This window comes from Sphingobium agrisoli, from assembly GCF_041877245.1.
GTDB lineage: Bacteria > Pseudomonadota > Alphaproteobacteria > Sphingomonadales > Sphingomonadaceae > Sphingobium.
Genome location: NZ_JBHDJI010000008.1, coordinates 1 through 19,643 on the forward strand (window position 1 = coordinate 1; position 19,643 = coordinate 19,643).

A 19,643-nucleotide genomic window follows, 5' to 3' on the forward strand; every position below is an offset into this window, starting at 1 on the left:
ATCAATCCATGCCCGAAAGCCATGAACAACCGGAGCCGCCGCCCACATGTCCCTTCATCAATCTACAATGTCAAAGAGCTTCCAACCTTCCGCGGAACAGCCATTCTTCCTCGAAAATGCTTCCGAGGGAGGGTGTCCCGCTGATGTTGGCGACCGTCCGATCAGCGCCGCTAGGGCGCCGTGTCGTCCGGTGAGGGGGCATATATGGAGGGCTTCCCGACCCGTCAAACGCTTTTTGCAATTTTATTTCAGAAATTTTTGGGGGTTTGCGGGCTAAGGCCGAGTCTCGGCGCGCACATACAGGAAGACGAGACGACCCATGGGATTGCAGGATGCCGATGCGAACGACGCGGGATTCGGCGCGCGCATAAGGAGCGCGCTGTTCTGGCGATCAGGCAGCCAGATCCTGTCGCAGGTGATGAGCTGGGGCGTGACGCTGGCGGTCATCCGGCTGCTCGATCCCGCCGATTACGGCCTGTTCGCCATGACCCAGGTCATCCTGAACTTCGCCACGTTCCTGAACGGCTATGGTCTTGTGAGCGCGCTGGTCCAGTCCGACACGGTCGAGCCGCACCGGCTGCGCCAAGCATTCGGCATCATGCTGCTGCTGAACGGCGCGCTGGCGCTGTTCCAGCTGGGTATCGCCCCCATTGCCGCCGACTATTATGACCAGCCCATGGTGGCGCAACTGCTGCGAGTGCAGGCGCTGCTCTATCTTTCCACCCCCTTCATCTCGATTCCCGAAGCGATCATGGGGCGGGCGCTCGATTTTAAGCGCCCTGCCCTCGTCAACCTGATCGCCGCCGCCGCGTCCGCCGCCGTGGCGCTGACCGGGGCGCTGTCGGGCTGGGGCGTGTGGACGCTGGTGTGGGCGCCGATCGCGGGCTTCTGGGTGAAGGCGGCGGGCTATGTCGTCGTCACCGGGTTTCGGCCGATCCCGAGTTTCGACTTTCGCGGCACCGGGGCCATGGTCGGTTATGGTGCGTCGCTGTTGGGCGGGCAGCTTTTCTGGATCGTGCAGAGCCAGGCCGACATCTTCATCGGCGGCCGGGTGCTGGAGCCGCACCAACTGGGCCTCTATGCCGAAGCCCTGTTCCTGACCCAGATTTTCGTGAGCAAGTTCGTGCCGCCGCTCAACGATGTCGCCTTCCCCGCCTATGCCCGGATGCAGAAGGATCTCAGCCGAGTCGCCTGGTCCTTCTGCAAGGCGGTGAAGCTGCTGCTGCTGCTGACCTGCCCCATTTACCTCGGCATGGCGGTGACGGCGGAGCCTCTAGTCGAGACCCTGTTCGGCGCCAAATGGCTGGAGATGGCGCCGTTCGTCGCGATCCTGGCGCTCGCCATGCCGTTCATGACCGTGCAGGTGATGTTCGCGCCGGTCAGCAATGCGCTCGGCCGGCCTGGCACGACCGCGCGAGTCGCGGCGGTGGGCGCGGTGCTGATGCCCGCCGCCTTCTTGATCGGGATTCAGGTCGGCGCGATCGGGCTTGCCTGGGCCTGGCTCGGGGCCTTCCCGGTCCTGACGCTGGTGACGGCGCGGCTGGCGGGCGCACCGATGGGCTTGCGCCTGGCCGATCTGGCGGCGGCGGCGGCGCCCGGCCTGGGCTGTTCGGTGCTGATGGCCGGCGTGGTCATGGCGCTCGACGCGCTGCTGCCGCCGCTCGCCGCGCCGATTCGCCTCGGCATATTGGTCCCGGCAGGCGGCATTGCTTTCCTGGGCGCGCTGCTGCTGTGCGCGCGCGGTACGCTCAACGAACTGATCGCGCTGGTGCTGCGGCGGACTCCGCCTGCCCCTGCCCCGGCCTGATACCGCCTCAGCCGATCAGGCGGTCTGGATATAGGTCCGCAGCGCCTCCGCCTCCGACTCGATCGAATCGATGCGGAATTTGACCAGATCGCCGATCGAGATCATGCCGACCAGCGCGCCGTTCCTCACCACAGGCAGATGGCGAATGCGCCGCTTGGTCATCAGCGACAGGCCGATCAGCACCGGGGTCGCATCGTCGATGGTGATGGCGGGCGCGGTCATCACGTCTCCCACCACATGGTCGAGCGCGGAAGGGCCGTCCTGGGCCACGCGATAGACGAGGTCGCGCTCCGAAAATATCCCGACGACCTGCCCGCCATCCACCACGGGGACGCAGCCGATCCGCATTTCGGCGAGCAGTTTGACCGCATGGAGCACGCTGTCGCCCGGATGGACGTGGATGACGTCGCTTCCCTTACGCTGCAAAATCGCCGCGATGGACATGGCTGCTCTCCTTATACTGCCGCAAATCATTCGTGTCGGGGCTTGATGATCCCACTTTCCCGTCCCAATGAAAAGACATGACGCGCAAGCAGGCCCTGGATGATCCGCAGATCGCCGCAACCGCATGGCAGCGATTTCGCCGCATCATGGGGTGGATGGCGCTCGTCGGGGCGGGGTGCGTCGGTGCGGCGCTGCTGTTCCTCTACTGGTGGGTGGGGATGCTGCCGCTGCACATGACGATCGCTACGGTGCTGGGCGTGTGGCTGACCTTCATGCTGGGGTCGGGGCTGATGGCGCTCGCCTTCCTGTCGCACGGGACCGGGCATGACGCGCAGGTGATCGACAGGCTGAAGGACGAGGTGCCGTTGGATGATTGAAGGACGGGGCGAGCCGGTGCTGCGGGTGATGCCGCATTTGACCGATATCAATAGCAACGGCCATATTTTTGGCGGCTGGGTGCTGAGCCAGATGGACGTCGCCGGCGGCATCGTCGCGAATCGGATCGCGCAGGGGCCAGTCGCCACCGTGGCGATCGAGAGTATGAAGTTCATCGCGCCGATCCTGCTGGGCGATATCGTGTCGGTCTATGCGCGCGAGGAACGGCGCGGGCGCACATCGGTTGCGATCCGCATCGATGTGGTGGCGACGCGCGGCATCGCAGAGACGCAGGTGAAACTGACGAGCGGGGTCTATACCTTCGTGGCGCTCGATGCTGACCACCGGCCGCGCCCCCTGCCCACGGGCTGAGGATCAGCGCACCAGCCGCTCGACATAGCCATATTCCACCGCGCCACTGGCGGGGATGGTAACGCGCCAGATCCAGGCGTCGCCCCGTCGTTCCATATCGGCGGGGCGCGGATCGATGGCGTGAGGGATGGTGACTTCCGCCGTGACATCGAACGGGCGCGCGTTGGTAAGGCGGATCGACCAGGTACGGGCAGCGCGTGTCTGGGACAGGCGGGTCGAGGCGATACGGACGTCGGGGCTTTGGGCGATGTCATAATCGACCCGCTCGCCCTCGGCCTTGTCGCCGATATCGGCTTCGCCGGCGAGGAGGCGCATATCGCCCACATCCTCGAACACCGCCACCCGACCCGAAGGCATGGGGAGGCCGAGGCCATCGCTCTTGCGGTTCTGAAGGCGCAGCCGCAGCGTCATCGGGCGCGATTCCACCCCTCCATAGCCGACGGTGGCGGCATAAAGCCGCTCCGCCTTTACGCCGGGCTGGCGGAGCAACGCGACCTGCTTCTGGCCGCTGGCCGAGACATTCACGGCCATGGGGACGCGATAGAGTTTGAGGTCGCCCACATCCTCGGGCGGAGGCGGCGGGGGCGGCGGCGGGGGTGGCGCCATCATCATCGGTGCCGGAACGGCCTCGGCGTTCCTGCGCTGCGAGGTGACGATAATGTCTTCCAACCCGTTCATTTCCGCCATCGGCTCGGGCATTTGCACCGGGAACAGCTCCCAGACCGGATGGGTGCTGGTGGTGTCCGTCGGCCAGCATTGCAGGTGCAGCGGGCCGCCGGTCGGGCGCGGCTGGGGCGCGCGGCCGCGCTTGTTCGGCTGGCCGGCGATCACCGAGAGGCGCGCGTCAGGAAAGCCGGTGACGCCGCCATTGGCGACCGTGAGCCAGGCCATGAGGTCGAGCATGCGACCGTCCGGCTTCATGTCGGCGACATAGTTGGCGGCCCAGTCGAACCCCTCGGCAAGGTAGGTGAGCTGGAGCGTGGCGCGGGTCGGGCGGGCGGCGCTGGCAATGACCGACAGGGTCGGGCGGGCGGAAAGATCGGCGGGCGCGCGCGGATAGAGCATCCGTTCGGGAAGGCCGCTGCACCCCAGCGCCTCATAGCCTTGCGCGGTGCGGAGGATGACGCCGCCCATCGGCCCGGCGCTGATGACCGCGTCCTGCCGCGTCACCTTGCCGGTCTTTCGGTCGGTGCGCTGGAGGGTGACGCTGCGCTTCAAATAAGCGTCGACCAGGCCGGCGGGCGAGAGGAGACGGGCGTCGCGATTCTTCTCGCGCACGCCGCGCGGCATGCCAGATAGCACGGCCGTTTCAGGCATCAATCCCTCGGCGACGCCTTCGAAGCGGATGGTCGATTCGCCCTTTGGCAGATCGACGGTGCGGGTTTCCGTGACCAGCGCGTAGCCGCCCGGCCAGTTCAGATCGATCGCCCCTTTGGCGCGGCCGGGCTGGCGATAGATGGTGAGGGAGACGGCGTCCGCCTTGGGGGAGAGGACGGTTTCAGACCAAGCGGGGGCGGACAGGCCAGAGAGGATGATGCACAATAGCGCAAGGGATCGCCGCAGCATCGCTGGCCGCTTCAGTAGCGCGTGTCGAAAGTGACGCTGAGGTCGACCGTTCCGTTGGCCGGCACCGGGACGCTCCATTCCATCCGGTCGGCGGAGGTGCGCTTGCCTTCCAGACTTTGCGCGGTGACGCGGGTGTCGCCCCATAGGCCCTGCTGCGCCAAGTCGACTGTCACCGGCTCGGGCCGGGCGTTGGTCAGGGTATAGCGCATTTTCGTTTCCCAGCGCGATCCGCTCTTGCGCGTGCGCTGCTCGACAGTCGGGCGAACCTTGACGTCGAACGCCTCGCCGGTGCGGAGCGCCATCGAGGAACCCATGGGCGTATGGTCGATGCTGTTTTCGCCGATAAACTGCGGATCGCCGCGCGCGTCGCGCATATAGACGCGGATGGTGCCGGCGGGGAGCTGATCGCCAAGGCCGCCCTGCTTGGACGTCGAGAATTTGAGCACGCTCGACGCGCTCATCGGCTCGATCGAACTGCCTAGCCAGCCATTGACATATTCGTAGGTGGAACGGGCTGGCGCGCCCTTCACGTCGAGGAAGCTCACCTGCTTCTGCTGCGCGTTGGCGATCGTCGTGCGCTGGGCCAGGGGATAAAGGTAGAAGTCGCCGAGGCGCTCGCGCGGGCCGCTTTCAATGCCGGCCTGGTCGATCGCGCCGCTCGATCCCTGCCACCAGTTGCGCCGGCCGCCGCCGCTTGCGGGGTTGCCCGCGACGAGAATGGTTTTCGCGTTCGTGAAGGTCGTGCCCGTGTTGTTGGTGAGCGTCACCCATCCCTGCATGTCCATCGCGCCCTTCGCTGCATCGAACAGGGCGACATAGTCGGCGGTCCAGCCGAGATTGGGGGTGAGGTAGGACAGGCGCGCGGGCACCGTGCCGCCGCTCGCTGCCTCCACCGTGACCGACAGGGTCGGACGGGCGCGCAGATTGGGCGGCACCCGGTCGAACACGACGCGCACCGGCAGGCCGTCGTCGCGCAGCACCTCGATCCGGCTGCCGATCTGGAGCACGATGCCGCCATTGGCGGCCAGCACCTTCGCCCGCTCGCGCGTTTCCGCGCCGGTGGCGGGGTTGGTGCGGACCAGAGTCACCTCCTGCCCGACTGCCTTGTCCATCAGCTTGTCGGGAGAGAGGAGGTCGAAATCGAAATTCTGCTCGACGATGGAAAGGCCGGGGCCGGAAAGGTTGACCGTTTCCGGGCGGATGCGGGCGGATACGTCGGGAAATTCGATGCGGTTGCGACCGGCATTGACGGGGAGTTGCCGATCGTCCTGCACCAGGCTCTGCCCATTATTGTAGATGGTGACGGCGACATCGCCCTGCGCGGTCGCGCCGGTGGGATCGGCGGCGTCCTGCGCGACTGCGGCGAGGGGAAGAGCGGTCAACAGCAAGGACAGCAGGCGCGCGGCGATCATCGGCATCTCTCCTATGTCGGCCCGTTGTGCCGGATCGCGGCAGGCTTGGAAAGCGGGCATGAAAAAAGGGACGGCGCGCCGGGCACCGTCCCTTTCTTCATCTTGTGGCAGCCGCTTATTCGGCCGCTTCGGCCGCCGCAGCGCGGGGCCGGCGGGTGCGCTTCTTGGGCGCTTCCTCCGCCTCGGGCTGCGCGTCGTTATCGGCGCGAGCGATCGAGGGCGGCAGCACGGCGGCGTCGAAGCTCTCGGCTGTTTCGGCGGGCGCGGCGGCCTTGCGCGGGCGGCCGCGACGCGGACGGGGGGCTTCAGCCTCAGGCGCGGTTTCGGCTACGGGTGCGGGAGCGGGCGCAGCCTGGCGAGGCGGCGGCGCGGGCGCTTCGGCGGGGGTGCCGATCGGGCCTTCCACGCCCATTTCCATTTGCGCGGGGGCGTCCTGCGGGCCGAAGCGGTCGCGGCGATTGTTGCGATCGCGGCGGTTGTTGTTGAAGTTGCGGTTGCCGTCGCGCGTTTCGCGCCCATCCGTATTGTCGCGCGTTTCGCGGTAATCGCGGCCTTCACGCCCGTCATCGCGGCGATCCTGATCTCTGGCCTGCTCACGGGGCTGGTCCCGACCCTGATCGCGCGGGGCGCGTTCATAGGAAGGCTGTTCGGCGCGATAATCGTCACCGCTATCGTCGGCCGTATCGAAATCGTCGCCATCCTCGTCATAGCCCTCGCCACGGGGGCGGAAGCGCTGCTGCTGCTCCTCCTGCCGGGCGCGATTGTCGGCAAGGACGCGGAAATAATGGTCGGCGAACTGGAGATAATATTCGGCGTTCACCCGATCGCCCGCCATCTGCGCGTCGCGGGCCATATTCTTGTATTTCTCAAGAAGCTGGGCCGCATTGCCGCGTGCGCGGTTGTCGATGCGGTTGCCATTGTCGCCGCCGCCCCGGTTGTTCCCGTTGGGGCGGCCATTGTTGTTGTTCCGGCCGCGATTGCGGCGGCCGGCCTGCCGATTGTTGATCAAGACATGATCCTTGCGTTCGCTATGTCACCATTCACTGAAAACACTGTTCAGTCGCCATCCCCAAGCACGGCCCGCTTCATCGGGACCGAATATGGCTCCGCCAGGCATGGTCCTTCGCCCCGGACCATTACCCCAGCCGCCCGCGGCGCCTTTGCAGCGAGCGCCGTCATGACTATAAGGAGCTAAGGAAACCGGCCTTTTTTCGTCGATGGCCGCATGACCATGTCATGAGAGGAAACCGGTCCTGACACCGATGTAGAGGCTTTAAACCAAGAAACCAAGCCATTTTCGCGTGTCGGGCATGGAAAACGCACATGCATTAACAGGAAGGTGCCGCGACGAGGCAGCGATCATGGCCGGCCAGGTCGCGCCGGACGGCGACCGCCAGCCCCTGATCGGCAAGCAGCGCGGAGACGCTCGCGGCCTGGGCATGGCCGATCTCGATCGCGGCGATGCCGCCGGGCGCGATGAGGCGCGGCAGGTCGGGCGCGACGCGGCGATAGTCGGCGAGGCCATCCTCGCCCGCGAACAGCGCGGCGGGCGGATCGCGCAAAACGTCGCCGGAGAGCGGTTCCGACAGGCCGATATAGGGCGGGTTGATCAGCAGCAGGTCGAACGGGCCATCGATCCCCGCCGCCCAATCGCCGACCCGGAAATCGGCGCGGTCGGCAAGGCCGAGCCGGTCGGCGTTACCGCGCGCCACGGCAAGCGCTGCCGGCGAGGCATCGACGCCGATGCCGCGCGCCTGCGGCCACTGGCTCAAAGCCGCGAGCAGCAGCGCGCCCGATCCGGTGCCAAGGTCGAGGATGCTGGCAGGCGCGCCGGCAGCGAAATGATCGACCGCCGCCTCGATCAGGGTTTCGCTGTCCGGGCGGGGGATCAGGACATCGGGCATGACGGTGAGGCTGATCGTCCAGAAATCACGGGTGCCCACGATATGCGCGATCGGTTCCCCGGCGAGGCGCCGGGCGACCAGCGCGGCGAAGCTGTCAGGCACGGGGAGGTCGTGCTGGCGCAGCAGCATGTCGGCGCGGGAAAGGCCCAGCGCGTGGGCCATCAGCAGTTCGGCGTCGAGGCGCGGCGTATCGATTTGTACAGCGAGCTGGACAGTTGTTTGGCGTAATGCGGCGGGGATGTTCATCCCTCCACTCCCGCTGGCGGGAGCGGGAATAGAAGGGGCGTCACGCCACCCCGTCCAGTTGCGCCAGCCTTGCCGCTTCGTCCTCGGCGATGAGGGCGTCGATGACTTCGGCAAGGCCGGGGCCTTCGAGGATTTCGGGCAGGCGGTGGAGGGTCAGGTTGATGCGGTGGTCGGTGACACGGCCTTGCGGGAAATTATAGGTGCGGATGCGTTCGGAGCGGTCGCCCGACCCGACCATCGCCTTGCGCGCGCCGGCCTGTTCGCTATGGGCGCGCTCGCGCTCGGCTTCGTAGAGGCGGGCGCGCAGCACCTGCATCGCCTTCGCCTTGTTCTTGTGCTGGGAGCGTTCGTCCTGCTGGGTGACGACGATGCCGGTCGGCAAATGGGTGATGCGGACAGCCGAATCGGTGGTGTTCACATGCTGCCCCCCTGCCCCGGACGCGCGGTAGATGTCGATCTTGAGGTCGGCGTCGGCGATCTGGACGTCCACTTCCTCGGGCTCGGGCAGGATCGCGACGGTCGCGGCGCTGGTGTGGATGCGCCCGCCGCTTTCCGTGGCGGGGACGCGCTGGACGCGGTGGACGCCGCTTTCGAACTTGAGCTTCGCGAAGACGCCCGTGCCGTTGACGCTGGCGACGACTTCCTTGAACCCGCCCTGTTCGGAGGCATTGGCGGAGAGCATCTCCAGCTTCCAACCCTGGCTGTCGGCGTAACGCTGATACATGCGGAAGAGGTCGCCGGCGAACAAAGCGGCCTCGTCACCGCCGGTGCCGGCGCGGATTTCGAGCATGGCGGGCCGCGCGTCGGCGGCGTCGCGGGGGATGAGATGCAGCGCCAGCGCGCGTTCGGCGGCGGGGAGCTGGGCTTTGAGGATCTGCATCTCCTCCTGCGCCATGTCGCGCATGAGGGGGTCTGCTTCCTCACCGCCGGTCATGGTTTCGAGCGCGGCGAGTTCCTGCCGCAAGCGACGCAGCTCGCGCGCGGCGGCGGCGACCGGCTCGATCTCGGCATATTCCTTAGAGAGCTTGACGAACGCATCGGCGGGGAGATCGGCGCGCGTCATCGACGCCTGCACCTCATCCCGGCGCGCCTCGATCTGCGCGATGCGTTCGGCGGAGATGTGCATCAGGCGCGCACCTCAATACCATTCAGGCTGAGCCTGTCGAAGCCTTTATCTTTCTTCACGAAGAAAGAAGAGCCCTTCGACAGGCTCAGGGCGAACGGGGTGGGGTGGGCGCGATTGGCGGAGATGTGCATTAAGACTGCCCAAGATCCTTCAGCAGTTCGGCGATAGTTCCCGTCGCCTCGCCTTTTCTGCCTAAAGGCGGTCCGTCCAACAGTGACATGGGCAGCTTGCCAATATGCTCAATCGGCTGCTTCACTTGTACGCCTGCTTCTAGGTTACGAATAATGACGGCATTCTCAGCCAGTTCACTGTCGCCCAAGATGACAGCCCATTTAGCGCCGCTCGCATTCGCGCGCTGCATTCGCTTCTTCATGTTGCCGCGATAGCCCATATCGGCCGCCACACCTGAACGACGAAGATTTGCAACAAGACCAGTTGCGACCGCTTCCGCCGCATCACCCATCGGGATGACAGCGACATCAATTTTCTGCGCCTCAACCCCATCCACCAGCATCGCCAGCCGCTCGATCCCGGCCGCCCAGCCGACCGCCGGCGTGCTCGGGCCTCCGAGATTTTCGATCAGGCCATCGTAGCGCCCGCCTCCGATCACCGTGCCTTGCGCGCCCAGCCGGTCGGTCACGAACTCGAAGGCGGTGTGGCGGTAATAATCGAGGCCGCGTACCAATCGATTGTTGCGCTCATACTTGACGCCGGCGGCATCCAGTCCAGCCTTGACCTTGTCGAAGAAGCTGTGGGCTTCGTCGGTCAGATAGGCGTCTATTCCCGGCGCGCTGTCAGCGATGGGGCGGTCGCGGGGGTCTTTGCTGTCGAGGATGCGGAGCGGGTTTTTGGCGAGGCGCTCGACGCTCTCCTCCGACAGCTGATCGCGATGCGCCTCGAAATGGGCGATCAGCGCGGCGCGCCAGGCTTCGCGGCTCTGCGCGTCACCCAGCGTGTTGAGGGTCAGCGTCACGCCCTCAATCTTCAGTTCGCGCAGCAGCTGGTCGCCCATCACCAGCAGTTCGACATCGGCGCCCGGTTCGGCCGCGCCGATGATTTCGGCGTCGAGCTGGTGGAACTGGCGGAAGCGGCCCTTTTGCGGGCGTTCGTAGCGGAAGAGCGGACCGTGGGTCGCCACTTTCAGCGGCGCATATTGCTGCCAGCCTTCGGTGATGTAGGCGCGGCTGATCCCGGCGGTGAATTCCGGGCGCAGGGTGATGCTGTCGCCGCCGCGATCCTGAAACGTGTACATTTCCTTCGAGACGACGTCGGTGCTTTCGCCGAGCGAGCGGGCGAACACGGCGGTCTGTTCGAAGACGGGCACCTCGACCCGCTGGAAGCCGTAGAGGCGGCGGACCCGGTCGAAGGTCGCGACGACATGCGCGAACCGCTCCTGAAAGGCGTCGGGGGTGCCGCCCAGCATGTCCTGCGTGCCGCGCACCGGACGCGGCGTTTCTGTTTTTGCCATGGGGCAGCGCCTTTAGCGGCAAACAGAGCCGGTGGAAAACGCTTTTTGGGACAGGGTCGCGCTAGAAATTCGCGGTCATGGCGAGGGATATATAGCGCGTATCGCCCGTATCGGGCGCGTTGGGCGCGTCGTGCAGGAAATGGCCCTTGAGGATCAGGCTGGCGTTGACTTCGGCGCGCAATTTCTGGGGGATGGTCCACCAGCGCAGGCGACCGTCGAGCAAGTGGCCGGCGAAGCGCCCAGAGCGGCCCGTGATGTCACGCACGCCGGTGGTGGAGAAGGCGTCGGTGCGGCTGGCAAGCCACATCGGATGCCAGTTGGCGAAGAGGTCGAGCCGCTTGCCGGGCGCCATTTCGACGCGGACGCCGGGCGTCATGATGTTGGCGCGGTGGGTCTGGGCGAAGATGCCGGCCGGGGTAAAATCGCCCCGGCGCATCCCGAATAAAGTGTCGAAGCGATTGTACGCCCCGCCCGGCCGGTCGCCACTCACATAGTCGAACTCGGCCGACAGCCGCGCCTTCAAGGGGCCGGGGAAGCTGTAGCCGGCGTCGGCGTGGGCGAACCATGCCGCGACGGCCAGGGTGCGGGCGGCGGCGGCGGTCGAGGCGCTGATCCGGCCCATCTGCCAGATGCCCTCCACCTCATAATCGAAGCGGCGGGGCGCGGGATCGCGCATCAGGCGCAGGCTGATGCTGTGGAGGTCGCGGTCGCGGGTCGGGCGGCCGGGGCGGTCGCGTTCGCGCAGGCGGAAATAGCCGATCTCGGCGAAGCTCGCCTTGCTGAGGCGCTGCGCGCCATAGCCGCCCCAAAGCTGGAGGTCGAAGCCTTCGCGGTCGAGCGCGACATCATTGTCGAGGATGGCGGCTTCGTCGTCGGGGCGGCGCTGCTGCGGCAGGACGTAGATGAGCGTCGCGCTGCCGCCCTGCCCCGTCGCCAGGTCGACGCGCGCACCGGTATAGCCGTTGGTGGTGTTGCGATAATCGTCCGCCGCGACGAGGCGGCGCGATCCGAGGTTGAGCATGAAGCGGCCGAGCTGGACCGACGCCTTGCTTCCCTCCCCCAGCAGCGGTCCGAGGTCAGCGGCGACATAGGCCTGCACGGGTTCGATCGTGTTGACTTCCCCCGTGCCGATGCCTTCGCCCGGATGGCCGCCCCAGATGCGGCTGTCCCACAGTTCGACGCCGACATGGACTGGCCCCTGTCGCCAGTCGGCCGCCAGCACCGTCCGCAGGCTGACGATGTCGATGCGGTCATCCAGCCCCGCGCGCGCCTGCCCGGCGAGCGTCTCGTAGCGAATTCGGGCATTGCCGGAGAGGGCGAAGCCCTGTTCTTCGGCGGCCGCGGCGGGCAGGGTAGCGGAAAGGGCAAGGGCAGAGAGAAACAGGCGCAATGGCGTCACGAACAGGCTCCTTCATCCCGCGAGGCGGGGTTTTTGGGGCAGCCTTTGGCGCGCGGGTGCTGACCGGGAAGGCGCTGATCCCGATGGCGGGGTGCATGGCCAAAAGCCGCCTGGCGATCAACCCCCTTTTCATGCGGCAGGGGTGGACGCGCGACCGTCCTGCCGCCATGCTGGCCCCATCCGGGCGGTTCCGCCCGCCCATCTTTTCGGAGACATCCATGATCCGCAGCCTTGCTGCCGCCCTTATCCTTTCCACCGCGATCGCCGCCCCGCTGATGGCGCAGGACGCGATCCGCTCCAAGCCCGCCGCCCTGCCGGTCAACAGCGGCGCGCCCATGCCGAAAGACATGCCCTATCCCGGCGGCACGATCCGGCTGGAGGTGGACGCGAGCGATACGACCCAGCGCATCTTTCGCGTGAAGGAGACGATCCCCGTCGCGCAGGCCGGGCCGCTGACGCTGCTGATGCCCGAATGGCTGCCGGGCAATCATGCGCCGCGCGGGGCCATCGAGAAGCTGACCGGCCTCACCATCACGGCGAACGGCCAGCCTGTGCCATGGAAGCGCGATCCGCTGAACGTCTATGCCTTCCAGATCGACGTGCCGCAGGGCGCGACCGAGGTGGTGGCGCAGTTCCAGTTCCTGTCGGCGACGCAGGGCAATCAGGGCCGCGTCGTCGTGACGCCCAAGATGCTGAACATCCAGTGGGAAAGCGTGTCGCTCTATCCGGCGGGCTACTATACCCGCCAGATCCCGATACAGGCGACCGTGACCTATCCCGCTGGCTGGCAGGCGGCGACCGCGCTGCGCGGCACGAAGAATGGCAACGCCGTCGCCTATGAGACGATCGATTATGAGGCTTTGCAGGACTCGCCCGTCTTCGCCGGTCGCTATTTCAAGCCGGTGGACTTGGGGAGCAATGTGACGCTCAACATCGTCGCCGACGACGCCGACGAGCTGGACTTCAAGCCCGATCAGATCGCGAAGCACAGGAAGCTGGTGGCCGAGGCGGGCAAGCTGTTTGGCGCATACCATTTCAACCATTATGACTTCCTGCTCGCCATTACCGACGAGATGGGCGGCATTGGCCTGGAACATCATCGCTCTTCGGAGAATCAGGTGGAGCCGGGCTATTTCAAGAGCTGGGACAAGGGCGACGCGCTGCTCGACCGCAACCTGCTGCCACATGAATTCACCCATAGCTGGGACGGCAAGTTCCGCCGCCCCGACCTTCTCTGGACGCCCGATTTCAACGTGCCGATGCAGGATAATCTGCTGTGGGTCTATGAGGGGCAGACGCAGTTCTGGGGCTATGTGCTGGGTGCGCGGTCGGGGCTGTTCAGCAAGCAGGAGACATTGGACGCCTACGCCCATATCGCGGCGAAGCTGGACACGGCGGTGGGGCGGCAGTGGCGGCCGATGGAGGATACCACCCACGACCCCATCATCTCCGCCCGCCGGCCCAAGGGCTGGCCGAGCTGGCAGCGGTCGGAGGATTATTACAACGAAGGGCTGATGATCTGGCTGGAGGCCGACGCGATCATCGCCAAGGCGACGCGGGGCAAGAAGGGGCTGGACGATTTCGCCAAGGCCTTCTTCGGGATCAATCCGGGCGACTGGGGTCAGGTCGTCTATAATCGCGGCGACGTCATCAAGACATTGAATGATATCGCGCCTTATGACTGGGCCGGTTTCTTCCAGAAATATGTCGATAGCCCCACGCGCGAGACGCCCAAGGGCGGCTTCATCCTGGGCGGCTATACCCTCGTCTATGGCGAGGAGCCGGGCGCCTATACCAAGGCAGCCGAAGGCGCGAACAAGATGACCGACCAGAGTTTTGGGCTGGGCACGATCGTCAAGAATGACGGCGAGGTGACGGCGGTGATCTGGGACAGCGCGGCGTTCAAGGCGGGACTGACGGTCGGCGCGAAGATCGTGGCGGTCAATGGCGACGAATTTTCCGGCGACGCCTGGAAAGCCGCGATCAAGGCCAAACAGCCGATCCAGATCATACTAAAGCAGGACAAATATTATCGCACTTTGACACTCGATTATTCGGGTGGGCTACGCTATCCGCGCCTCGAAAAGACAGGAGGGGGTGACGGCAGCCTCGATCGGCTGCTGCAACCAAGAACATAATCACCCGCACGCGCAAACAGGCAAGGACAAGGGTTTTCCATGAATATCGAACTGATCCCGGTCGGCGACGATCCGCCCAACAGCCTCAACGTCATCATCGAGGTGCCGACCGGCGGCGAGCCCGTGAAATATGAGTTCGACAAGGCGTCGGGCGCGCTGTTCGTGGACCGCATCCTGCACACGCCGATGCGCTATCCGGCCAATTACGGCTTCGTGCCGCACACGCTGTCGCCCGACGGCGATCCGCTCGACGCGCTGGTCATCGCGCGATCGCCCTTCATCCCCGGCGCGGTCGTGGCCGCGCGCCCGATTGCGGTGCTGAACCTGGAGGATGAAGCGGGCGGCGACGAGAAGCTGGTCTGCGTGCCGGCCGACTCGGTCTTCCCCTATTATTCCAACGTGACGGAGAAGGACGACCTGCCCGGCATCGTTATGGAGCAGATCGAGCATTTCTTCACCCATTACAAGGATTTGGAGAAGAAGAAATGGGTCCGCGTCGGCACCTGGGGCGGGGCCGAGGACGCCAAGCGCATCACGATCGAGGCGATCGAGCGCTATCAGCAGGGCAAGAAGGCGGCGTAAGGCAGGGTTTCGCCAACACATCCTCCCCTGAAAGGGGAGGTGGATGGCCACAGGCCAGACGGAGGGGTGTCACGCTCACGATAAGGTGACACCCCTCCACCACCCGCTACGCGGGCGGTCCCCCTCCCCCCACGGGGGAGGATTTCTGATTCAGATCAGCCGGTCCGCCTCCAGCGCCAGGGCGGGCGAATCGCGCAGCTTGGGGCTGCGGGCATGGAGGCGGGCGTCGGCTTCGACCAGACGCTCGACCCCGGCCTCCAGTTGCGGCTCGTCCAGCGTGAAGGGCAGGCGCAGGAAGCGCTCGAACGCGCCGCCGACGCCGAAGCGCGGGCCGGGCGCGACGCGCACGCCCATGCTTTCGGCGAGCGCGGCAAGCGCGGTCGCCTCCGCGCGCGGCATTTCCGCCCAGAGCGAGAGCCCCCCGGCGGGCGCATCGACCGACCAGTGCGGCAGTCGGCGTTCGAGCAATCCGATCAGATGGTCGCGCCGGGCACGCAATATGCCAGCCCGCTCGCCCAACCCCACATCGGCGTCGATCAGCTGCGCGACGGCGAGCTGCTCCACCACGGGGCTCGCCATGTCCATCGTCGTGCGCAGCCGGCCGAGCGCCGCGATCGTCTGCGGATCGGCGCGAATCCAGCCCACCCGCAACCCGCCCCAGAAGATCTTGCTGGCCGACCCGATGGTGATGACCTGCCGCCCGGATGGATCGTGGATCGCGACCGGCGGGGGCGGCGCGAAGTCCAGCCCCATCGCCACCATCGTTTCGTCGATGATGAGCGGGGTGTGGCTGCGCGCCGCCGCCGCCACCAGCGCGCGGCGGGTAGCAGGGTCCATGCTGCGCCCGGTGGGATTGTGGAAATCGGCGATCACATAGGCGAAGCGAGGGGCAGTCTGGCGGAAGGCGGCCTCCATCGCGTCGATATCCCACCCCTGGCGCGGCAGCCCGACCGGCACCGGCACGACATGCGCGCGCTGGAGCGCCTGGATGGCGTTATGATAGGTCGGATGGTCGATCACCGCCCGGTCGCCCGGCCCGGCGAGCCATTTAAGGAGCAGCGAAAAGCCCTGCTGCGCGCCGTTCGTCACCATGATCTGGTCGGGCGAGGTCGGGCAACCGCGCCGATCATAGTGGGCGGCGACGGCGCGGCGCAGCACGGCGAGGCCGAGCGGGTCGTAGCCAAGGTCGCCGAGATAGGCGGGCAGCGCTTCGACCGCATGGGCATAAGCGCGCGCGACGCCGGGCGCGGCAGGCAAGGCGGCATGGGTCCAGTTGAGGAGGTTGCCGCCCCCCTCCACACTGTCCATGTCCGGCAGCGGCGCCGCAGTGCGCCCGGCGGGCAGGCGCGTGACGCTGCCAGACCCCTGCCGGCTTTCGAGGAAGCCTTCGTCGCGCAGCCGGTCGAAGGCGGCGGCAACGGTGGTGCGGGAGAGGCCGAGCGCGGCGGCGAGTTCGCGTTCGCCCGGCAGGCGGACGTTCAGCGCCACGCGGCCGTCGAGCACCAGCATCCTCAATGCCTGGGCGAGCTGGCGATAGGCGGGCTCCGCGCTGTCCTGCGCGCGCCAGGCGCCGAGGAGGCGAAGGAGGGAGGGCGGACGAAGCAGCGAAGCGGACACGAGGACTGGCTCCCATTCTGGCCTGATGGCCACGCCGTCCTATCGCCGATTGGCCCTTTAGGAAAAGGCCAGTTGTGCGGGAAAAGCCCCCTACCCTGCGATCAGGCGGACATAGGCGCTCGACACCCAGCCGCTCGGGCAAGGGCCGGCATAGGGCTGACGGCGGTCGACCGGTGAAGTCACCCCGCAGTCGGGGGCTTGCGCCGCATCGTCGGCCGCCGGCGCGGGTTGAACGACGACGCCAAGCCATTTCTGGTCGAGGCTGCGGGTGCATATCCACGCCCTTTGCCCCTCGGCCAGCCGCGCCAGTTCCTTTGCGTCGGCAAAAGGCGCGGCACGCACGCTGAGGCCACCGGTTCCGGCGCGCGTCACCTGCCCCATCGCGCCGCAGGCGTCGAGCCGGGGACCATCCTCCCCGATCGTCACCGGCCGCGCGACGGGTGCGTCCATGCGGCTTTCGGGCACGTCGTCACGTGGCGCGCCGGCGAGCGAGCTGTTGGGCAGCTCCTCGTAAATGTCGCTGGTCCGGGAACAGGCCGACAGCAGCAGGAGGGGGATCAAAAGCGCGCGCATCGCCATCTGATAGACTGCCCCGGCCCGGGCCGGAAGATGGCATGTTTCGCTTTAGTTTCGTGGGCCGAGTCCCTATATGCTGGGCCATGAGCGACGAACCCGTGAACACCCCCAACAGCAATGATTATGGCGCAGACAGCATCAAGGTGCTGAAAGGGCTGGACGCCGTGCGCAAGCGGCCCGGCATGTATATCGGCGACACCGACGACGGCAGCGGCCTGCATCATATGGTGTTCGAGGTCAGCGACAATGCGATCGACGAAGCGCTCGCGGGGCATTGCGACCGCATCGTCATCACACTCAATCCCGACGGATCGGTCAGCGTCGAGGATAATGGGCGCGGCATCCCGACCGGCATCCACAAGGAAGAGGGCGTGTCGGCGGCCGAGGTCATCATGACCCAGCTGCACGCGGGCGGAAAGTTCGAGAATACCAGCGACGACAATGCCTATAAGGTGTCGGGCGGCTTGCACGGCGTGGGCGTCTCGGTCGTCAACGCGCTTTCCGAATGGCTGGACCTCAATATCTGGCGCGACGGCAAGGAGCATTATATGCGCTTTGCCTATGGCGACGCGACCGCGCCCCTAAAGGTGATCGGCGATGCGCCAGAGGGGAAGAAGGGCACGCGCGTCACTTTCCTCGCCTCGACCGAGAAGGTGCCCGGCGATGGCGGCACGTTCAAGAACCAGACCGACTATGATTTCGACAAGCTGGAACATCGCTATCGCGAGCTGGCGTTCCTGAACTCGGGCGTGCGGCTGTTCCTAGTCGACGCGCGGCATGAGGAGAAGAAGGAAGTCGAGCTGTTCTACGAGGGCGGGATCGCGGCCTTCGTCAAATATCTCGATCGCAACAAGACGGCATTGATGCCCGATCCGATCGCGATCGCGGGTACGCGCGACGATGTGACCATCGACGTCGCGCTGGAATGGAACGACAGCTATTATGAAAATGTGCTGTGTTTCACGAACAACATCCCGCAGCGCGACGGCGGCACGCACCTGGCTGCATTCCGCGCGGCGCTGACCCGTACGCTCAACAGCTATGCCGAGAAGTCGGGCGCGCTCAAGAAGGAGAAGGTGTCCCTTACCGGCGAGGACATGCGCGAGGGGCTGACCGCGATCGTGTCGGTCAAGCTGCCCGACCCCAAATTCTCAAGCCAGACCAAGGACAAGCTGGTCTCCTCCGAAGTGCGCCAGCCCTTGGAAAGCCTGATGGCCGACAAGATGGCCGAGTGGCTGGAGGAAAACCCCGCCCACGGCAAGATGATCGTGCAGAAGGTGATCGACGCCGCCGCCGCGCGCGAGGCGGCGAAGAAGGCACGCGAGCTGACCCGGCGCAAGGGCGCGATGGACATCGCCTCGCTACCCGGCAAGCTCGCCGACTGCCAGGAGCGCGACCCGGCCAAGTCCGAGCTGTTCCTGGTCGAGGGCGATTCGGCGGGCGGGTCGGCCAAGCAGGGGCGCAACCGCCACAATCAGGCGATCCTGCCATTGAAGGGCAAGATTTTGAACGTCGAGCGCGCGCGGTTCGACCGGATGCTGTCGTCCAAGGAGGTCGGCACGCTGATCCAGGCGATGGGCACGGGCATCCGCGACGACTTCAACCTGGAAAAGCTGCGTTATCACAAGATCGTCATCATGACCGACGCCGACGTCGACGGCGCGCATATCCGCACGCTGCTGCTGACCTTCTTCTACCGCCAGATGCCGCAGATCATCGAGGCGGGACACCTCTACATCGCGCAGCCGCCGCTCTACAAGGCGACGCGCGGGCGGTCCGAGGTGTATCTGAAGAACGAAGCGGCGCTGGAGCAGTATCTGGTCGACAATGGCGTCGACACGATGGTGCTGGAGACGCGCGGCGGGGCGCGCAGCGGCGACGATCTGCGCGGCCTGATCGAGCATGGCCGGCGGATGCGCGCGGTAATGCGCTATGTGCCGCGCCGCTACAATCCGCAGATCATCGAGGCGCTGAGCCTCAATGGCGCGCTCGACCCCGAATTGTCGAAGGACGCGCAGGCGCAGCGGCTGGCAGCGACCGTCGCCTGGATGGACGCGCATGACGTGGAAGGGCGCTGGACCGGCCGCATCGCCGAGGAAGGCGGATTTCATTTCGAACGGCTGTGGCGCGGCGTCACCGATCATCATGTGATCGAGGGCGGGTTCATCGGATCGGCAGAGGCGCGCAAGCTCCATGCCATCGCCAATGACGAAGCGGCGAGCTATGCGACCGCCAGCCGCCTCGTTTCCGCAAAGGCTGCCGCCGCGGCGGAGGAAGCGGGCGAGGACGAACTGCCGGTCGCGACCAAGGGCGTGACGGTGACGTCCCCGAGCGATCTGCTCGACGCGATCCTGGCGGCGGGGCGCAAGGGCCTGGCCATTCAGCGCTACAAGGGCCTGGGCGAGATGAACGCCGAGCAGCTGTGGGAAACCACGCTCGATCCCGATAATCGCTCCATGTTGCGGGTCGAGGTGGAGCAGGCCGACGTGGCCGACGAAATCTTCAGCCAGTTGATGGGCGACGTGGTCGAATCGCGGCGTGAGTTCATTCAGGACAATGCCTTGAACGTCGCAAACCTGGACGTCTGATCCGCTGCGGTCCTTGGCGCGCG

Annotated in this window: 17 protein-coding genes; 6 read left to right on the plus strand and 11 right to left on the minus strand. The window is 66.2% G+C overall.

Annotated features, from left to right (window positions below):
- Window positions 1-319 precede the first annotated feature (319 nt).
- Window positions 320-1,807, plus strand: a complete 1,488-nt coding sequence (locus ACETPF_RS13640) for a lipopolysaccharide biosynthesis protein (RefSeq protein WP_373935063.1) — start codon at window positions 320-322, stop codon at window positions 1,805-1,807.
- A 15-nt stretch (window positions 1,808-1,822) separates the two neighbouring features.
- Here the strand turns inward: ACETPF_RS13640 and ACETPF_RS13645 are convergent, their stop codons facing one another.
- A complete protein-coding gene (locus tag ACETPF_RS13645) occupies window positions 1,823-2,251 on the minus strand; it encodes a CBS domain-containing protein (protein ID WP_373935064.1) in 429 nt (142 codons plus the stop codon).
- A gap of 77 nt (window positions 2,252-2,328) precedes the next feature.
- Between ACETPF_RS13645 and ACETPF_RS13650 the strand changes: the two genes are divergently transcribed.
- Window positions 2,329-2,628: a hypothetical protein gene (locus ACETPF_RS13650; protein ID WP_373935065.1), complete on the plus strand. Its 300-nt coding sequence runs from the start codon at window positions 2,329-2,331 to the stop codon at window positions 2,626-2,628.
- Window positions 2,621-2,998 (plus strand): acyl-CoA thioesterase, encoded by a 378-nt coding sequence (locus ACETPF_RS13655; RefSeq protein WP_373935066.1) that lies wholly within the window; start codon window positions 2,621-2,623, stop codon window positions 2,996-2,998. Before ACETPF_RS13650 ends, ACETPF_RS13655 begins: the two co-directional genes overlap by 8 nt.
- Window positions 2,999-3,001: 3 nt before the next feature.
- Here the strand turns inward: ACETPF_RS13655 and ACETPF_RS13660 are convergent, their stop codons facing one another.
- The 8 genes from ACETPF_RS13660 to ACETPF_RS13695 all read right to left on the minus strand — a co-directional run bounded on the left by ACETPF_RS13660 (window position 3,002) and on the right by ACETPF_RS13695 (window position 12,119).
- A complete protein-coding gene (locus ACETPF_RS13660; protein WP_373935067.1) occupies window positions 3,002-4,564 on the minus strand; it encodes a DUF4139 domain-containing protein in 1,563 nt (520 codons plus the stop codon).
- Between the two features lie 11 nt (window positions 4,565-4,575).
- Window positions 4,576-5,976, minus strand: coding sequence for a DUF4139 domain-containing protein (locus ACETPF_RS13665; RefSeq protein ID WP_373935068.1), 1,401 nt, complete (start codon window positions 5,974-5,976; stop codon window positions 4,576-4,578).
- A gap of 115 nt (window positions 5,977-6,091) precedes the next feature.
- Window positions 6,092-6,985 (minus strand): DUF4167 domain-containing protein, encoded by an 894-nt coding sequence (locus ACETPF_RS13670; protein ID WP_373935069.1) that lies wholly within the window; start codon window positions 6,983-6,985, stop codon window positions 6,092-6,094.
- 319 nt (window positions 6,986-7,304) lie between these two features.
- Window positions 7,305-8,126, minus strand: a complete 822-nt coding sequence (prmC, locus tag ACETPF_RS13675; RefSeq protein WP_373935070.1) for a peptide chain release factor N(5)-glutamine methyltransferase — start codon at window positions 8,124-8,126, stop codon at window positions 7,305-7,307.
- A gap of 40 nt (window positions 8,127-8,166) precedes the next feature.
- Window positions 8,167-9,252, minus strand: coding sequence for a peptide chain release factor 1 (prfA, locus tag ACETPF_RS13680; protein ID WP_373935071.1), 1,086 nt, complete (start codon window positions 9,250-9,252; stop codon window positions 8,167-8,169).
- A complete protein-coding gene (locus tag ACETPF_RS13685; RefSeq protein ID WP_373935072.1) occupies window positions 9,252-9,383 on the minus strand; it encodes a hypothetical protein in 132 nt (43 codons plus the stop codon). Before ACETPF_RS13685 ends, prfA begins: the two co-directional genes overlap by 1 nt.
- Window positions 9,383-10,720: a histidine--tRNA ligase gene (gene hisS / locus ACETPF_RS13690; protein WP_373935073.1), complete on the minus strand. Its 1,338-nt coding sequence runs from the start codon at window positions 10,718-10,720 to the stop codon at window positions 9,383-9,385. Before hisS ends, ACETPF_RS13685 begins: the two co-directional genes overlap by 1 nt.
- Before the next feature lie 61 nt (window positions 10,721-10,781).
- Window positions 10,782-12,119, minus strand: a complete 1,338-nt coding sequence (locus tag ACETPF_RS13695) for an alginate export family protein (protein ID WP_373935074.1) — start codon at window positions 12,117-12,119, stop codon at window positions 10,782-10,784.
- Between the two features lie 218 nt (window positions 12,120-12,337).
- Between ACETPF_RS13695 and ACETPF_RS13700 the strand changes: the two genes are divergently transcribed.
- Both ACETPF_RS13700 and ppa read left to right on the plus strand, forming a co-directional pair.
- Window positions 12,338-14,257, plus strand: coding sequence for a M61 family metallopeptidase (locus ACETPF_RS13700; RefSeq protein ID WP_373935288.1), 1,920 nt, complete (start codon window positions 12,338-12,340; stop codon window positions 14,255-14,257).
- A 39-nt stretch (window positions 14,258-14,296) separates the two neighbouring features.
- Window positions 14,297-14,839: an inorganic diphosphatase gene (gene ppa, locus ACETPF_RS13705; protein ID WP_373935075.1), complete on the plus strand. Its 543-nt coding sequence runs from the start codon at window positions 14,297-14,299 to the stop codon at window positions 14,837-14,839.
- A 150-nt stretch (window positions 14,840-14,989) separates the two neighbouring features.
- On the opposite strand, the gene yczR is transcribed toward ppa, so the two are convergent.
- Together yczR and ACETPF_RS13715 are read right to left on the minus strand one after the other, a co-directional pair.
- The gene (gene yczR, locus ACETPF_RS13710) at window positions 14,990-16,456 is read right to left on the minus strand and encodes a MocR-like transcription factor YczR (RefSeq protein WP_373935076.1); all 1,467 of its coding nucleotides are present in this window, start codon (window positions 16,454-16,456) and stop codon (window positions 14,990-14,992) included.
- A 90-nt stretch (window positions 16,457-16,546) separates the two neighbouring features.
- On the minus strand, window positions 16,547-17,029 hold the full coding sequence (locus ACETPF_RS13715; RefSeq protein WP_373935289.1) for a hypothetical protein: 483 nt from the start codon (window positions 17,027-17,029) through the stop codon (window positions 16,547-16,549).
- An 86-nt stretch (window positions 17,030-17,115) separates the two neighbouring features.
- Between ACETPF_RS13715 and gyrB the strand changes: the two genes are divergently transcribed.
- Complete coding sequence (gene gyrB / locus ACETPF_RS13720; RefSeq protein ID WP_373935077.1) at window positions 17,116-19,620, plus strand: DNA topoisomerase (ATP-hydrolyzing) subunit B; 2,505 nt, start codon at window positions 17,116-17,118, stop codon at window positions 19,618-19,620.
- Window positions 19,621-19,643 lie beyond the last annotated feature (23 nt).

What these genes read in the sequence shown, in the direction of transcription:
- prfA (WP_373935071.1), bottom strand. Translation starts at nt 9,252, where the DNA reads ATGCACATCTCCGCCGAACGCATCGCGCAGATCGAGGCGCGCCGGGAT.
- ACETPF_RS13645 (WP_373935064.1), bottom strand. Translation starts at nt 2,251, where the DNA reads ATGTCCATCGCGGCGATTTTGCAGCGTAAGGGAAGCGACGTCATCCAC.
- ACETPF_RS13700 (WP_373935288.1), top strand. Translation starts at nt 12,338, where the DNA reads ATGATCCGCAGCCTTGCTGCCGCCCTTATCCTTTCCACCGCGATCGCC.
- ACETPF_RS13660 (WP_373935067.1), bottom strand. Translation starts at nt 4,564, where the DNA reads ATGCTGCGGCGATCCCTTGCGCTATTGTGCATCATCCTCTCTGGCCTG.
- gyrB (WP_373935077.1), top strand. Translation starts at nt 17,116, where the DNA reads ATGAGCGACGAACCCGTGAACACCCCCAACAGCAATGATTATGGCGCA.
- ACETPF_RS13650 (WP_373935065.1), top strand. Translation starts at nt 2,329, where the DNA reads ATGACGCGCAAGCAGGCCCTGGATGATCCGCAGATCGCCGCAACCGCA.
- ppa (WP_373935075.1), top strand. Translation starts at nt 14,297, where the DNA reads ATGAATATCGAACTGATCCCGGTCGGCGACGATCCGCCCAACAGCCTC.
- ACETPF_RS13640 (WP_373935063.1), top strand. Translation starts at nt 320, where the DNA reads ATGGGATTGCAGGATGCCGATGCGAACGACGCGGGATTCGGCGCGCGC.
- ACETPF_RS13655 (WP_373935066.1), top strand. Translation starts at nt 2,621, where the DNA reads ATGATTGAAGGACGGGGCGAGCCGGTGCTGCGGGTGATGCCGCATTTG.
- ACETPF_RS13715 (WP_373935289.1), bottom strand. Translation starts at nt 17,029, where the DNA reads ATGCGCGCGCTTTTGATCCCCCTCCTGCTGCTGTCGGCCTGTTCCCGG.
- prmC (WP_373935070.1), bottom strand. Translation starts at nt 8,126, where the DNA reads ATGAACATCCCCGCCGCATTACGCCAAACAACTGTCCAGCTCGCTGTA.
- hisS (WP_373935073.1), bottom strand. Translation starts at nt 10,720, where the DNA reads ATGGCAAAAACAGAAACGCCGCGTCCGGTGCGCGGCACGCAGGACATG.
- ACETPF_RS13685 (WP_373935072.1), bottom strand. Translation starts at nt 9,383, where the DNA reads ATGCACATCTCCGCCAATCGCGCCCACCCCACCCCGTTCGCCCTGAGC.
- ACETPF_RS13665 (WP_373935068.1), bottom strand. Translation starts at nt 5,976, where the DNA reads ATGATCGCCGCGCGCCTGCTGTCCTTGCTGTTGACCGCTCTTCCCCTC.